Origin of the sequence: Plantactinospora sp. ZYX-F-223 (assembly GCF_039649625.1) — a bacterium.
GTDB lineage: Bacteria > Actinomycetota > Actinomycetes > Mycobacteriales > Micromonosporaceae > Plantactinospora.
Genome location: NZ_JBDJAV010000007.1, coordinates 37,903 through 53,008, shown reverse-complemented (window position 1 = coordinate 53,008; position 15,106 = coordinate 37,903). Strand labels below are relative to the sequence as shown.

The 15,106-nt window shown below is 73.4% G+C and carries 6 protein-coding genes; 5 read left to right on the top strand and 1 reads right to left on the bottom strand.

Annotation, left to right across the window (positions count from 1 at the left end):
- The first annotated feature begins 83 nt into the window (after positions 1 to 83).
- The 3 genes from AAH979_RS09210 (at position 84) to AAH979_RS09200 (ending at position 7,808) form a co-directional block, all read left to right on the top strand.
- The gene (locus AAH979_RS09210) at positions 84 to 3,326 is read left to right on the top strand and encodes a family 78 glycoside hydrolase catalytic domain (protein WP_346257636.1); all 3,243 of its coding nucleotides are present in this window, start codon (positions 84 to 86) and stop codon (positions 3,324 to 3,326) included.
- Positions 3,327 to 3,428: 102 nt separating this feature from the next.
- On the top strand, positions 3,429 to 6,209 hold the full coding sequence (locus AAH979_RS09205; protein WP_346257635.1) for a family 78 glycoside hydrolase catalytic domain: 2,781 nt from the start codon (positions 3,429 to 3,431) through the stop codon (positions 6,207 to 6,209).
- Positions 6,210 to 6,347: 138 nt separating this feature from the next.
- On the top strand, positions 6,348 to 7,808 hold the full coding sequence (locus AAH979_RS09200; protein ID WP_346257634.1) for an MFS transporter: 1,461 nt from the start codon (positions 6,348 to 6,350) through the stop codon (positions 7,806 to 7,808).
- Positions 7,809 to 7,865: 57 nt separating this feature from the next.
- On the opposite strand, the gene AAH979_RS09195 is transcribed toward AAH979_RS09200, so the two are convergent.
- Positions 7,866 to 8,933 carry a TetR/AcrR family transcriptional regulator gene (locus AAH979_RS09195; RefSeq protein ID WP_346257633.1) on the bottom strand — a complete coding sequence of 356 codons (1,068 nt, stop codon included), beginning with the start codon at positions 8,931 to 8,933 and terminating at the stop codon, positions 7,866 to 7,868.
- Positions 8,934 to 9,051: 118 nt separating this feature from the next.
- On the opposite strand from AAH979_RS09195, the gene AAH979_RS09190 reads away from it, so the two are divergent.
- Both AAH979_RS09190 and AAH979_RS09185 read left to right on the top strand, forming a co-directional pair.
- Positions 9,052 to 10,245: a cytochrome P450 gene (locus AAH979_RS09190; RefSeq protein ID WP_346257632.1), complete on the top strand. Its 1,194-nt coding sequence runs from the start codon at positions 9,052 to 9,054 to the stop codon at positions 10,243 to 10,245.
- A gap of 147 nt (positions 10,246 to 10,392) precedes the next feature.
- A complete protein-coding gene (locus AAH979_RS09185) occupies positions 10,393 to 15,075 on the top strand; it encodes a family 78 glycoside hydrolase catalytic domain (protein WP_346257631.1) in 4,683 nt (1,560 codons plus the stop codon).
- The last annotated feature ends 31 nt before the right edge of the window (positions 15,076 to 15,106 follow it).

The following is a 15,106-nucleotide window of genomic DNA, read 5'->3' as shown; positions in this document are numbered from 1 at the left end:
CCGGATCCGGCCAACCGCCGCGTCTTCCGGTGGAGCGGCCAGCGGCGTTAACCTGCCTGAAACGATTCAGGCAGGAGGCACGGGTGAGCCAGCCCAGCGCCGAGCACACCGCCGATCCGGGTCCCGAACTGTCCCGCCGAGGGCTGCTCGGCAGCGGGGGTGCCCTCGCCCTCGGCGCCACTGCCATCGCCTCCGGAGCCGGCCTCGTCGGCACCGCCGCCCCGGCGGCCGGCAAGCCGACCGGAACCCTGGCCCCGACCGGACTGCTCACCTCCCTGCTGGACGATCCACTGGGGATCGCCGCCGCGCACCCCCGGCTGAGCTGGATCGTGCCGGCACTCGGCCGGGCGCCCCGGCAGTACGCCTACCAGGTGCAGGTCGCGCACACCACGACCGAACTGTCCCGCCGGGGCGGGGTGGTCTGGGACAGCGGCCGGGTCGTCTCGGCCGACTCCACCGCCGTGCCGTACGCCGGGCCCCCGCTGCGGCCCGGCTCGGTCTACCACTGGCGGGTGCGTACCTGGGCGGGTCCGACGCGGGTCTCGCACTGGTCCGCGCCGCAGCGGGTGGTCACCGCCGCCGGGGACACCTGGGTGGCCGAGCCGGTCTGGGCGCCGGACGACACCGTCCGGCTCGGCGACGGCAGCTTCGAGGTGTCGGTCACCATCACCTCGGTCGCCGCCAGCCTCTGGTTCCGGGCCCAGAGCACCGCCAACAACTATCTCTGGCAGCTCCGGGCCGGCACCCCGGGGGTGCTGCGTACGCACGTGCAGCGCAACGGCAGCTACACCGTGCTGGCGGACCGGCCGCTCACCGCGCCGGTCCCGGTGGGCACCCCGGTGCGGCTGCGGGTCGAACTCGCCGGCCCGACGATCCGGACCTACCTCGACGACGTGCTGATCGACACCACTGTGGACGAAACGTACGCCGCTGGGAGCATCGGGTTCCGCAACGGGAGTACCGAATCCCAGCGGTTCCACTCCGCCAGGTTCACCGATCCGACCGGCGCGGTCCTGGTCGACGAGGACTTCTCGACCGGAGCGGGGGTGTTCGGCCCGACGGGCACGGTCGTCGGCGGTGACCTGGTGATCGACCGGGGCCAGTCGGTACTGGCGACGCTGGGCGAGAGCAACGACTGGGCGCTGCTGCGTACCGAGGTGGTGTTGCCGGGCAGGCGGATCGCCGCCGGCTACGTCTACGCGACCGGCCAGTCGCCCGAGCCCACCCGGCAGTACGTCTACCAGCTCCGGCTCAACGACGAGATCGTCGGGGTCGGTCCGGTCCGGGCGATGGCCGGCGAGGCCCGCTACGCCACCCACGACGTGACCGACCTGCTCCGGCCGGGCCGCAACGCGCTCGCCGCGCTCTGCTACTCCACTCAGGAGCGCAGCTTCCTCGCCCAGCTCGTCGTGGTCTACACCGACGGCACCCGGCAGGTCTTCGGCACCGGCGCCGGCTGGCGGGCCCGCCGGGCCGGGGCGTGGCGGCCACCGGCCGGGCACACCGGCGGCGGCTTCTACCAGGCGCCGCAGGAGTATCTGGACGCCCGTCGCGAGCCGGTCGGCTGGACACGCGCCGGGTTCGACGACTCCGGCTGGCAGCCGGCGGTCGCCGCCCCGCTGACCCGGCCGCTGGCACCGGCCTGGGTCGGCAACATGGAATACCGCTACCTGCGGCCGGTCGCGGTGCACCGGCTCGAACCGGGCCGTTGGCTCTTCGACCTCGGGCGGGAGGTGGTCGGCGGACTCCGGCTCTCGGTGCGCGGGGTCGACGGGCAGACCGTCGAGGTCCGGCTCGGCGAGGAGCGCACCGAGACCGGCGCCCGGTACCACCTGCGGGCCGGGCAGACCTATCGCGAGGTCTGGACCCTGCGGGACGGCTGGCAGCGGCTCGAACACTGGGGGTACCGGGGATTCCGCTGGATCGAACTGGTCGCCGACCCGGCGCTGGAGCTGTCCCGGGCGGTCGAGGCGGCGGTGCTGAAGCTGCCCTGGCGGGACGGGGACGCGGCGTTCTCCAGTTCCGATCCCGATCTCGACCGGGTCTGGGCGATGTGCCGGTACTCGATCGAGGCGACCCGGCAGGACCTCTACCAGGACACCCCGACCCGGGAACGCGGCCCGTACGAGGGCGACGCCATCATCAACCAGCTCTCCGAGTACGCCACCCAGCGGTCGTACGCGCTGGCCCGGTACTCCACCTCCTATCTGGTCCGGCGGCCGACCTGGCCGGCCGAGTACCGGTTGCAGACCGTACTCACCGCCTGGCAGGACTATCTGGCCACCGGTGACCCGTCGAACCTGGCCGCCGACTACGACCTCTTCGTGCAACGGCAGCTCGACGAGGCGCTGAACGCCGCCGGGCTGGTGGAGAAGAATCCGGGCGGCTCCAGCCAGTCCAACGCCGACCTGGTCGACTGGCCGGCGAGCAACCGGGACGGGTACGTCTTCACCCGGGTCAACACCGTGATCAACGCGTGGCAGTACGCCGCCTTCGAGGCGCTGTCCCGGATCGCCGGGGTGCTCGACCGCCCCGCCGACCAGCGGCGGTACGCCGAGCTGGCCGCCCGGCTGCGCGCCGCGCTGAACGCCCAACTGCTCGACCCGGTCGCCGGTGCCTACCGGGACGGGCTCGGCACCGACCACCGGGCACAGCACGCCACGGCGTTTCCGCTGGCCCTCGGGGTGGCGGCGGAGCCGCACGTCCGGGCCCTGGGGGAGGGGCTGGCGGCCGGGGGGATGCGGGTCAGCGTCTACGGTGCGCAGTTCCTGCTGGAGGCGCTCTACCGGGCCGGCCTGGCCGACGCCGCGCATGCGCTGCTGACCAGCCGTGGACAGTCCTCCTGGCTGCACATGATGGACGACCTCGGCGCCACCGTCGTGATGGAGGCGTGGGACCCGTCGATCAAGCCGAACACCACGTTCTCGCACGCCTGGGGCTCGGCGCCGGCCAACATCGTGCCCCGGTTCGTCGCCGGGGTCCGCCCACTCGCCCCCGGTGCCCGGGAGGTGCTGGTCGCCCCGCAACCCGGCCCGCTGCGCTGGCTGCGCGCGACCGTCCCGACGGTACGTGGCCCGGTCCAGGTGCGGCTCGACCGGGGATCCGGGCCGCATCCGACCGGCACGCCGTACCTGTCCGTCACGCTGCCGCCGAACGTCACCGGGCGGATCGAACTCGACCTGGCCCAGTTCGGCGTCTCCGAGGCCCGGAGGGTGCGGGTGCGCTCCGAGGGGCGGGCGCCGGAGCGTGCGGTGGTCGCCGGCCGGCTCGTGCTGACCGGGGTCGAGCCGGGCACGACCGTGCTCGGCTGGCCGGGCCGGCACTGACCATTTCCCGCCTGGACAGCGCGGCGCGTCCGCCCCGTCCTTCGGCTACGGCGCCAGCCAGCCGTCCCGGCAGAAACCGTCCACCGCAAAGAGGAGCGCCACATGTCACGACGCCGACGATCCGCCCGGCTGAGGACCGCCCTGGTCGTCACCGCCGTACTCGTGCCGGGGAGTGTGCTCGCCGGAGCCCCACCGGCGCTGGCGACCCGGGGACACGCGCCGGCCACCCCCACCGGCCTGACCGTCGACGACCGGGTACGGCCGTTGAACGTCGAGGGCACGCCCCGGTTCGGTTGGCTGCCCCGGGACAACGACCCGGGTGAGACCCAGACCGCGTACCGGTTGACGGTCTCGGCGGCCGACGGTGACCTGCTCTGGGACTCCGGCAAGGTCCGCTCCGCACAGCAGTCCTACGTCCCGTACGCCGGACCGGCGCTGGCGCCCGGCGCGGCGTACCGGTGGACGGTGCGGACCTGGGACCGGACCGGGCGCAGCTCGCCGGCCGGCAGCGGCAGCTTCGAGACCGGCATCTCCGACGCCCAGTGGGAGGGGGCGAACTGGATCCGCCGGGTCACCGGGGACGCCGACGACTACACGCTGGCCCGCACCGAGGTCCCGATCGGGCACAGCCGGGTGGTCCGGGCCCGCGCCTACACCGCCGCCGACCACACCTACGAGCTCTACCTGAACGGCCGCCGGGCCGACCGGGGCACCTCGTTCGGCTATCCGGGTGAGGACTACTACCAGGCCGCCGACGTCACCGACCTGGTCCGGGCGGGCAAGCCGCTCGCGGTCGGGGTCCGCTACCACTGGTACGGCAGCGGCCAGGGCCGCCCCGCCGGGGCCCCCGGGCTGCTGCTGAAACTGGTCGTCGAGCACGCCGACGGCACCCGGCAGGTGATCGTCACCGACGGGTCGTGGCGGGTGGCCCGGGACAGCTTCTTCCCGGCCGGCTCCGCCCGGCGCAACGGCGAGGGTGACCGGATCGAGCGGCAGGACGCCCGCGCCGAGATCCCCGGCTGGACCGCGCCCGGTTACGACGACTCCGCCGCGCCCTGGGCGCCGGCCGTGGTCGTCGGGGCGCACCCGACGGCGGAGTACCCGCGGCTGATCGGCCAGGAGACCCGACTTGCCGAGCGGACCGTCCGGCCGGTCGCGCTGACCACCGCCGCCGACGGCACGGTGGTCGCGGACTTCGGCGTGGTCGTCCCGGCCCGTCCGGCGGTACGGTTCGACGCCGGGGTCGCCGGCCGGACCGTACCGATCCGGGCCGGCTACAACCTGAACCCGACCACCGGCCGGGTGGAGACCTCCACCCTGCTCTCCCAGGGCACCGACATGAGCTTCCCCTACACGCAGAAGGACGGGAAGCAGGAGTTCCGGGCCTTCACCCACCTCGGCTTCCGCTATCTGGAGATTCCGGACGCGGGCGAGCGGATCGACCGGGACGACGTCTCGGCGGTGCTGGTGCACACCGACACCCCGGCCGGCCGGGAGGCCCGCTTCCGCAGCTCCGACCGCACCCTGAACGAGGTGTGGGAGATGCTGAAGCGGTCGGCGATCTATTCGGTGCAGGAGGCGTTCGTCGACACCCCGACCCGGGAGAAGGGCCAGTTCCTCGGCGACGCGGCCGACATCTCGTACGCCACCATGGGCGCCTTCGGCGAGCGCGACGCCACTCAGCAGGCGATCCGCGAGTTCCTCTACTCCGCCACGCGCTTCTGGAACACCGGCAACGACCTGGGCCGCTACAACGCGGTCTATCCGAACGGCGACGGCAAGCGGGACATCCCCGACTACTCGCTGATGTTCGTGGACTGGGTCTGGCGCTACTACTCCGAGACCGGGGACGCGGGCCTGCTCGCCGAGGCGTACCCGTCGATCCGGAACACCGCCGACTACGTGCTCCGGCACATCCCGGCCGACGGTCCGACCGCCGGCCTGGTCACCCGGCTCTCCGGCGGCAGCGGCGCCTACCAGTACGGCATCGTCGACTGGCCCGAGCCGGGCCGGTTCGGCTACGACATGACCGCCGCCGCCCGGACCACCATCAACGCGCAGGGCGTGGACGTGCTGCGTACCGCCGGGTGGATGGCTGAGGCACTGGGCCGGCCGGCCGAGGAGGCAGCCGGTTACCAGGCCCGGGCCGACGCGCTGGTCGACACGATGAACGCCAAGCTGCGCCGCCCCGACGGCGTCTACGTCGACGGCCTCGCCGCCACCGGCGAGCAGAGCGCGCACGCCGGCCAGCACAGCACCTCGTACGCGATCGCGCACGGGGTGGCGCCGGAGGCGGACCGTCCGGGGCTGGCCGCCCACCTGGCGTCGATGGGCATGAAGCAGGGGCCGATGACGGCGCACTGGCTGCTGGCCGCGCTCGGCGAGGCGGGCCGGGCGGATGCCGTACTCGACCTGCTGACCAACCCGGACGACCTGGGCTGGGCGAACATCCTCGCCCAGGGCGGCACCTTCACCTGGGAGGCCTGGACCCTCGACCCGGGCACCAACTTCAGCCAGTCGCACGGCTGGGGTGCGCAGGCCGTCGTCGACGTCCAGGAGACCCTGCTCGGGGTGCGTACCGCGAGCCCGGGCGCCGGGCGGGTCGAGATCGCGCCTCCGGCGACCGGCCTGGCGTACGCCGCCGGCACCGTGCACACCCAGCGCGGTCCGGTGGCCGTGGACTGGCGCCGCACCGCTGCCGGGCTGCGGGTCGAGCTGGAGGTACCGGTCAACGTGACGGCCCGGGTGGCGCTGCCGGTGGTGCCCGGCAGGTCGTACCGGGCGGCCGGGCCGAGCCGGGCGACCTTCGTCGGCATCGAGGAGGGTCGGGCCGTCTTCGAGGTCGGCTCCGGCCGCTCCGTCTTCCAACCGTCCGGCCGCTGATCGCGTCTCCCGCCGTGGCCCGACCCAGCATGTCCTGGGCCGGGCCACCGGGTGGGTGGCGCGGCCGTCGGACCCCGCGCCCGAGCGCTGGCGAAACTGCTCGACATCAACCTTGGTTCAGGTCATAGGGTCATGGGCATGAGCGTGATCCGGGGGGATCGGAAGACCTTCTACCAGCTACTCGCCAACACCCTGTTGGTGTCGGTCATCAACTTCACCGTGTGGTTCGCGATCACCTTCTACGTCTACCTGCAGACGCGGTCGGTCTTCGCCACCGGGGTGATCTCCGGAATCTTCCTGGTGCTGACGGCGTTGACCGGCATCTGGTTCGGCAGCCTCGTCGACCACCACTCGAAGAAGACGGTGATGCAGGCGTCCGCGCTGGTGTCGCTGGTGCTGTACGCGCTGGCTTTCGCCGTCTACCAGGTGACGCCGGAGGAGTCGTTCGCCGACCCGACCAGCGTTGCGCTGTGGGTGATGGTCGTGCTGCTGATGTTCGGGGTCATCGCCGGCAACATCCGGACCATCGCGTTGCCGACCCTGGTGACCGTGCTCATCGAGGAGGAGACCCGGGACCGGGCCAACGGGTTGGTCGGCACCGTCTCGGGGGTCACCTTCCTGGTGACGTCGGTGATCAGCGGCATCCTGGTGGCGATCGGCGGGATGCTCTGGGTGCTGGCCCTGGCGTTGGTGGTGCTGGCGGCGGCCCTGCTGCACCTGGCCCTGGTGCCGGTGCCGGACCGCCCGGCGGCACCGGCCGGCACCGTCGGGCCGGCGCCGACGGGTGAGCCGCCGCTGACCGGCGAGCCGCCGCTCACCACCGGTCCGGCGCTCACCGCCGAGCCGGCGGTCGCGGCGAAGCGCAAGGTGGACCTGCGCGGCACCATCCGGGTGGTCGGCGAGGTGCCGGGGCTGACCGCGCTGATCCTCTTCTCGGCGTTCAACAACTTCCTGGGCGGCGTCTTCATGGCGCTGATGGACGCGTACGGGCTGTCGCTGGTGTCGGTGCAGACCTGGGGACTGCTCTGGGGACTGTTGAGCACGGGCTTCATCGTCGGCGGGCTGCTCATCGCCCGTACCGGTCTGGGTAAGAACCCCGTCCGGCTGCTGCTGCTGGTCAACCTGCTGCTCTGGACGGTCACCCTGCTGTTCCCGCTCCGCGCGTCGATCGTCCTGCTGACCGTCGGGCTGTACGTCTACATGCTGGTCGTGCCGTACGCGGAGGCCGCCGAGCAGACGGTGCTGCAGAAGGTGGTGCCGTACGAGCGGCAGGGCCGGGTCTTCGGCTTCGCGCAGAGTGTCGAGCAGGCCGCCTCGCCGCTGACCGCGTTCCTGATCTCGCCGATCGCGCAGTTCGTCTTCATCCCGTTCATGACGGACGGGGCGGGTGCCCGGACGATCGGCGGCTGGTTCGGTACGGGCGCCGCCCGCGGGCTCGCCCTGGTGTTCGTGCTGACCGGGATCGTCGGCCTGATCGCCACGGGGCTGGCGCTGCGCAGCCGGCCGTACCGCCGACTGAGCCGGCGGTTCATGGCCGGGCCGACGACCGGGCCGGAGCCGAACGAGCCGGAGCTGAGCCCGTCCGGCGTCAGCCAGTAGCGCCGACCACCAGCCTGGCGGCTTGTCCGGCGCGGGCAGTGCCGGGATTCCCCGCCGTCAGCCGGCGGCCACCGCATGGCAGGCGCCGTAGCCGTCGGCCCGGGCGACGATCCGGCCGGCTTCGACGCGTACCGCGCTCTCGGTAGCGTCGCTGCACGCGGCGACTCCGGCGGCGGCGGCCAGCGCGCCCGACTCGTCGTGCACGACCTGGAGCCGAGGCCAGACGGATGCCGGAACGGCGGCCCGGAGGCAGCCGCGTAGCTCGGTCACGGTGAGCCGGGCCAGCGGGCCGAGCTCGCCGGGGTTGCCGGTGACCAGCACGGCCGTCACGTCGGCTTCGGCCGGCGCGGCACGGCGTGCTTCCTCGACGGCGGTCAGGCGGTGCAGGCCGAGGATCGCGATCACGCCGTCCCCGGTCAGCCGGGCCGGCTCGTCCCGTAGGGCGTCGGTCCCGGCCGGCGGGGTCCATGGTTGGTCCGCCGGACGGGCGGGGGAGACGTGCGGCAGGTGCGGCGGCGCCCACTCGTCGGCCAGGTCCAGGTCGGCGAGTTGTTCACAGGCGCGGACGACCGTGAACGGCTCGCCGAAGCCCGGTGCGGCGGCGGCGAGCTGGCCCGCGCCGTGCAGGGTGGTCAGCGCGGTTTCGGCGGCCCGGACCATCCGGGCCGACGCCCGGCCCGGCCCGAGTTGCTCCAGGGCCAGGCCGAGCACGATCGCGCTCAGCCCGGTCAGTTGGGCGAACGGAAGGCTGGTCCGTTCGTCGGCCAGGATCTCGGGGACGAGGTCGCGGCCGAGCCGGGAGGCGCTGTGCCGGTCCTCGGTGGCCAGCGGTAGCCGGGCCAGCCAGGCCCGCGCGAAGTCGCCCAGCGCCGCGCCGGCCGTCCGGGCGGTCGGCCGGTACTCCGGTGCGCCCGCCGCCTCGGCGGCCTCGGCCAGTACGGCGAAGTAGAGGGCGCGCTTGCTGGGGAAGTTGGAGTAGACGGCACCCCGGGTCAGGTCGGCCCGCTCGGCGATCTGATCGATCTTGGCGTCCCGGAAACCGCGCTCGGTGAACTCGTCGCGCGCCGCGGCCAGCACCCTGGCGCGGTTGTGCTCCTGCATCTCGATCCTGTTGCGCCGGACCATCGTCCCCTCATCCGTTCCGCCTCGTCGCCGGCCGTTGCCCACCGGGCGTGGGTAGGATACCGTCGCCATCCAGATGGTAAGAACATCTGACATCAACATCTGAATTGAGGAGTGCGGCATGGCAGAGATTCCGGAACTCAGGCTCGCCGACCCGGCCACCCTGGCCGACCCGTTCGGGGCGTACGCGCGGGCCAGGGAGCAAGGCCCGCTGGCCCGGCTGGTGACGCCCGGGTTCGGCACCATGTGGGCGGTCACCCGGTACGCGGACGTGAAGGCGATGCTCACCGATCCCCGGTTCGAGCTGAACTCCTCCAGCTACCAGCGCCTCGACGTCCCCGAGCACTGCCGCAGATACCTGCGGACCATGCAGGAGATGGAGGGGGAGGAGCACGCCCGGCTGCGCCGGCTGGTCTCACCCGCCTTCACCGCGCGCCGGGCTGCCGAGTTCAGGCCGAGGATCGTCCCCATCGTGGACAACCTGCTCGACGAGCTGGCCGGCCGGGCCGACGACGGCGTGGTCGACCTGCTGCCCGGGTTCGCCGGGCCGCTGCCGATGGACGTGATCTGCGAACTGGTCGGCATCCCGGCGGCCGACCGGGGCCGGTGGCGCGAGTACGGCGCCGCGGTCGCTGCCGGGCACGGCCCGGCGTTCGTCGCCGCCGTTCCGGCGATCATGCGCGACGCGGCGAACGCCGTCGCCGGGCGTACCGGCGGGCCCGGTGTCGACCTGCTCGCCGAGTTGATCGGCATCCACGCCGAGGACTCCGACCGGCTCAGCGAGACCGAGCTGGTCACCCTGGTCTGGCATCTCGTGCTCGCCGGACAGACCCCGACCAACGTGATCACCAACGCCGTCGAGGCGCTGCTCCGGCATCCCGACCAGCTCGCGGCGCTCCGCGCCGACCCGGGCCTGCTGCCCGGCGCGGTCGAGGAGCTGACCCGCTGGTGCGGCCCGCAACTGCTGAGCCTGCCCCGCTACCCCCGGGAGGACGTCGAGATCGCCGGTGTGCCGATCGGCAAGGGCGAGCCGGTCACCGCGATGCTCGCCGGCGCCAACCGGGACCCCCGGGCGTTCGCCGAGCCGGACCGGCTCGACCTGCGTCGCCCCGCCGGCCGGCCCGCACACCTGGGGTACGGGCACGGGCCGCACTTCTGCCTCGGCGCGGCGCTGGCCCGGGTGCAGATCGAGGTCGCGCTCGGCGCACTGCTGCGCCGATTCCCGGGACTCGCGCTGGTCGAGGGCGGAGCCCGCCGGGTGCCCGATCCCGGGACCTGGCGGCTGACCGAGCTGCGGGTGGCACTGCGCCCCTAGCGGCCCGGCATCGCCGGTCTGGGCGGGAAGGCTGGCCGGATGTGGCCACCGCCAGCCATTGAGTCCGGCCGGGGCGGCTGGTCAGGATCGTCTCAGTGTCCGTCCATTGAGACGTCTCATCAGCCATGCGGGAGTGGGGAGTCGGCGATGTTGCTCACCAGGTTGCCCCGGTCGGGCTTGTCGGCGGTGCTCGCGCTGCTGCTGGCGCTGCCGCTGGCGGCGGTCGCCGGGCCGGCGCCGGCCACCGCGGGGACTTCGGGCCCGGAGGTGACGGTGGCCGGTCTGACGACCGAGCGGGCGACGGATCCGATCGGAATCGACGTCGAGCGCCCCCGGCTGGGCTGGACGATCGACTCCAGCCGGCGTGGTGTGGTCCAGCAGGCGTACCAGGTGCGGGTGGCCAGCAGTGCGAGCCGGCTCGACCGGCCCGACGTCTGGGACAGCGGCCGGGTCACGTCCCGGAACAGCACCCTCGTCCCGTACGCCGGGCCGGCGCCGCAGCCGCGCACCCGGTACGCCTGGCAGGTGCGGATCTGGGACGAGACCGGCCACGCCTCCGGCTGGAGCGAGCCGGCGTACTGGGAGACCGGGGTCGGCGGGCCGGACGGCTGGCAGGGCGACTGGATCGGGCTGGCACCGCCGACCGAGTCCTGGGTGGACTACACGGTGCAGACGACCGTGCGGGTGGAACGGGACGCGGCCGGGATCTTCTTCCGGGCCAGCGGGGCGGGCAACGCGTACATGTGGCAGTTCTCCACCACCAATGGCAGCGCGAAGCTGCGCCCGCACGTCCGGGTGAACGGGGCGTGGACGGTGCTCAAGGAGGTGTCGCTGGCTGCCGTCGTACCCCCGGAGAAGCTGACCGCGCCGCACACGCTGCGGATCGGCGCGGCGGGTGACACCTTCACCACCTGGGTCGACGGGGTGCAGGTCGACGTCACCCGGCACACCGCACACCGGTCCGGCTCGGTCGGGCTGCGCACCTCCACCCAGGAGTCGGCGGTCTTCGCCGACTTCTCGGTGACCAGCGGCGACCAAACCCGCTACGCCGCACCGCTGACCGACGGCGAGAATCCGTTCGGCGCCGGTACGCCGACCGCCGACGGCCTGCGGATCAGCGGCGACACCGAGACGATGCTCGCCGCGCTGGACGCGAACCCGCTGCTGCGGCGCGGCTTCCGGGTGGCCGGCGAGGTGACCCGGGCCCGGGTCTACGCCAGCGCGCTCGGCGTCTACGAACTCTCCCTCAACGGCGAACGGGTCGGCGACCACGAGCTGGCCCCCGGCTGGACCGACTACGCCAAGCGGGTGCAGTACCAGAGCTACGACGTGACCGGCCAGCTCCGGCCCGGCGACAACGCGTTCGGGGCGATGCTCGGCGACGGCTGGTACTCCGGCAGCATCGCCTGGTTCGGCACCGACAACTACGGCCCCCGGCCGCTGCTCAGCGCGGCGCTGGTGATCGACTACGCGGACGGCCGCACCGAGACGGTCCGCACCGACGGTTCGTGGCGGGCTACCCCGGGGCCGTTCCTGCTGACCGACCTGATCCACGGCGAGACCTACGATGCCCGGCGGTTGCCGGCCGGCTGGGACCGGCCCGGCTTCGACGACTCCGGCTGGTCGGCGGCGACGGTGGGCGGCGACGGCGGGGCGACCGGCCGGCTGGTCGCCCAGGTCGACCCGCCGGTCCGGGTGACCCAGGAACTGAAGGCGTCGGCGCTGACCCAGCCCACCCCGGGCACCTGGATCTTCGACCTCGGGCAGAACATGGTGGGCAAGGTCCGGCTGAAGGTGGCCGGCCCGGCCGGTACGACGGTACGGATCCGGCACGCCGAGGTGCTCAACCCGGACGGTACGGCGTACACGGCGAACCTGCGGACCGCCCGGGCCACCGACCTCTACCGGCTGCGCGGCGGCGGCCCGGAGGTGTACGAGCCGACCTTCACCTTCCACGGCTTCCGCTACGTCGAGCTGACCGGCTTCCCCGGCACTCCCGACCTGGGCACCGTGACCGGCCTGGTGATGCACACCGACGGCGAGCTGACCAGCACGTTCTCCACGTCGAACCCGATGGTGAACCAGTTGCACAGCAACATCACCTGGGGGCAGCGCGGCAACTTCCTCTCCATCCCGACCGACACCCCGGCCCGGGACGAGCGGCTCGGCTGGACCGGCGACATCAACGTCTTCGCCGAGACCGCGACGTTCAACATGGACAGTCTCACCTTCCTGACCAAGTGGCTGGCGGACCTGCGGGATGCCCAGTCGGCGAACGGGGCGTACCCGGACGTGGCGCCGAGGGCCTGCTGCGGCGACGGCGCCACCGGCTGGGCCGACGCCGGCATCACCGTCCCGCACACGCTCTGGCAGCGCTACGGCGACACCCGGGTGATCGAGGAGCACTACGACTCGATGGTCCGCTACGCGGCCTGGCTGGAGAGCACCAGTTCGGGAGACCGGCGGACCAACGCCGGCCCGTACCTGGACTGGCTGAACCTGGACGACCCGACCCCGGCCGGGGTGATCGGCACCGCGTACTACGCGTACAGCATCCGGCTGCTCGGCGAGATGGCCGGCGTGATCGGCCGGAGCGCCGACGCGCAACGGTACGCCGCGCTGTCGGAGCGGATCGCTGCGGCGTTCACCTCGGCGTACGTCGGCGCCGACGGCACCGTGCAGGGCGACAGCCAGACCGGGTACGTGCTGGCGATCGGCATGGACCTGCTGCCCGACGCGTTGCGCGGCAAGGCCGCCGACCGGCTGGTCGCCAACCTGGAACGGCACGACTGGCACCTGGCCACCGGCTTCCTCGGCACCCCGGACCTGTTGCCGGCGCTGGCCGACACCGGGCACCTCGACGTGGCCTACCGGCTGCTGCTGAACGACACCTACCCGTCCTGGGGCTACGAGATCGGCAAGGGTGCCACCACGATCTGGGAACGGTGGAACTCGATCATGCCGGACGGCAGCTTCGGTGACGTCTCGATGAACTCCTTCAACCACTACGCCTACGGCGCGGTGGGGGACTGGATGTACCGCACCGTCGCCGGCATCCAGCCGGACCCGGCGCAGCCGGGCTACGCGCACATGACCATCGCACCGCGACCCGGCGGCGACATCCGGTCGGCGAAGGCGTCGTACCGGTCGATCTACGGGACCGTCGGCACCGACTGGCATCTCGACGGCGGGCAACTCCGGCTGGCGGTCACCGTGCCGGGCAACACCACCGCGACGGTACGCATTCCGGCAGCCAGCCGGCACGTGGTCACCGAGGGCGGCCGGCCGGCGGAGCGGGCCGAGGGCGTACGGTTCGTCCGGCTGGACGGCGGGGACGCGGTCTTCGAGATCGGCTCCGGCAGGTACGCCTTCGCGGTCGACCGGGTGCTCGGCGACCTGGGCGAGGCGGCGGACGCGGTCGCCGCGGCGGCAACCGTCGCCGACCAGGTCGCCGGTGAGCTGCGCTGGCCGCTCGCGATCCAGGTGCGGCTCCGGCTCGCCCGGTTGACCGTCGAGGCGGCGGCGGCCGGGCTGGCGTACCGGTACGGCGAGGGTGACCCGCGGGCCACCGCCGGTGCCGTACACCGGGCTCTGGCGACCGGGTCCGACCTGGAGCGCTGGCTGGAGACCCAGGTGCGGGCCGGGCGGCTGTCGAGGGCGGTCGCGGACCGGTTCGCCGCCCCGCTGACCCGATTCGACAAGCGGTTCTCCGCCGCCTCGTCGGCCCTGGTCGGCGCGGTGGCCCGGCTCGACCTGCCGGCCGGGGAGGTGCTGCCCGGTGGTGTCATCCGGGCGGTGGTGATGCTGGAGAACCACGGGGACGCCACCCTCGGCGCGGTGGAGTCCACCTTGGACGGCGGCGACGGCGTGACGGTACGCCCGGTCGGCGCCCGGCCGGGCAGCGTCCCGCCGGGCCGGACGGTACGGCACGAGTACGAGCTGCGGGTCCCGGCCGGCCAGGCGGTCGGGACGGTCTCGATGACCGGGTCGGCGGGCTACCGCTACCGATCCGGCACCGCGACGCTGCCGCTGGCGGGCTCGCTGCCGGTGGCGCCGGCCGTCATCGTCGTCTCGACCACCGCCGAGCCGGCCTCGGTGGCACCCGGCGGCACCGCCACCCTGCACACCGTGCTCCGCAACCGCTCCACCGTGCCGGTGACGGGCGAGGTGACCGGCACCGCCCCGGACGGCTGGCGGGTCGAGCCCGGCAGCCGGCCGTTCACCCTGGCTCCGGGTGCCGAGGTCACGCTGGAGGGCACCGTCACCGCGCCGCTGGCGGTGACCGAGGGCGCGGCCGGGATCACCGTCGCCACCGGGCCGACCGAGGCGGAACGCCGGACGGTCGACCTGCCGGTCCGGTTCGACAACCCGCCGGGCACGGTGCTCGACCACGTCGATCTCGGCGCGGCAGCGTCCGAGCAGGCGCACCGGCTGGCCGCCTCGGAACACTCCGGCACCAACGTGGAGGCCGGGCTGACCCGCCGCTACACCAACGTCACCCACCCGGGCGGCTGGTTCGAGTTCGATCTCGCCGTCGAGCCGGGACGGCCATTCCTGCTCCGAGCCGTGGAGACGTACGACAACCCGCAGTCGAAGGACTACGACGTACTGGTCGACGGGGTGGTGGTGCACGCGCGGGCGTACCGGCGTACGGCCGGCGGGGTCGGCACGGTGGGCTACCAGTTCGTGGTGGACCGGCCGGAGTCGACCGCCGACGGCGTGGTCCGGGTGCGGTTCCAGGACACCGGCGAGGGTTACGACCCGTCCATCGCCGACGTCTGGGCGATGCCGCTACCGGCTCCGCCGCCGGCTTCGCCGGCCGGTCGCTGACGCGGCCGGCCTGTGGCGGTGACGGCTGGGA

Coding starts and splice junctions, on each gene's coding strand:
- AAH979_RS09190 (WP_346257632.1), top strand. CDS start 9,052: ATGGCAGAGATTCCGGAACTCAGGCTCGCCGACCCGGCCACCCTGGCC.
- AAH979_RS09185 (WP_346257631.1), top strand. CDS start 10,393: ATGTTGCTCACCAGGTTGCCCCGGTCGGGCTTGTCGGCGGTGCTCGCG.
- AAH979_RS09205 (WP_346257635.1), top strand. CDS start 3,429: ATGTCACGACGCCGACGATCCGCCCGGCTGAGGACCGCCCTGGTCGTC.
- AAH979_RS09195 (WP_346257633.1), bottom strand. CDS start 8,933: ATGGTCCGGCGCAACAGGATCGAGATGCAGGAGCACAACCGCGCCAGG.
- AAH979_RS09200 (WP_346257634.1), top strand. CDS start 6,348: ATGAGCGTGATCCGGGGGGATCGGAAGACCTTCTACCAGCTACTCGCC.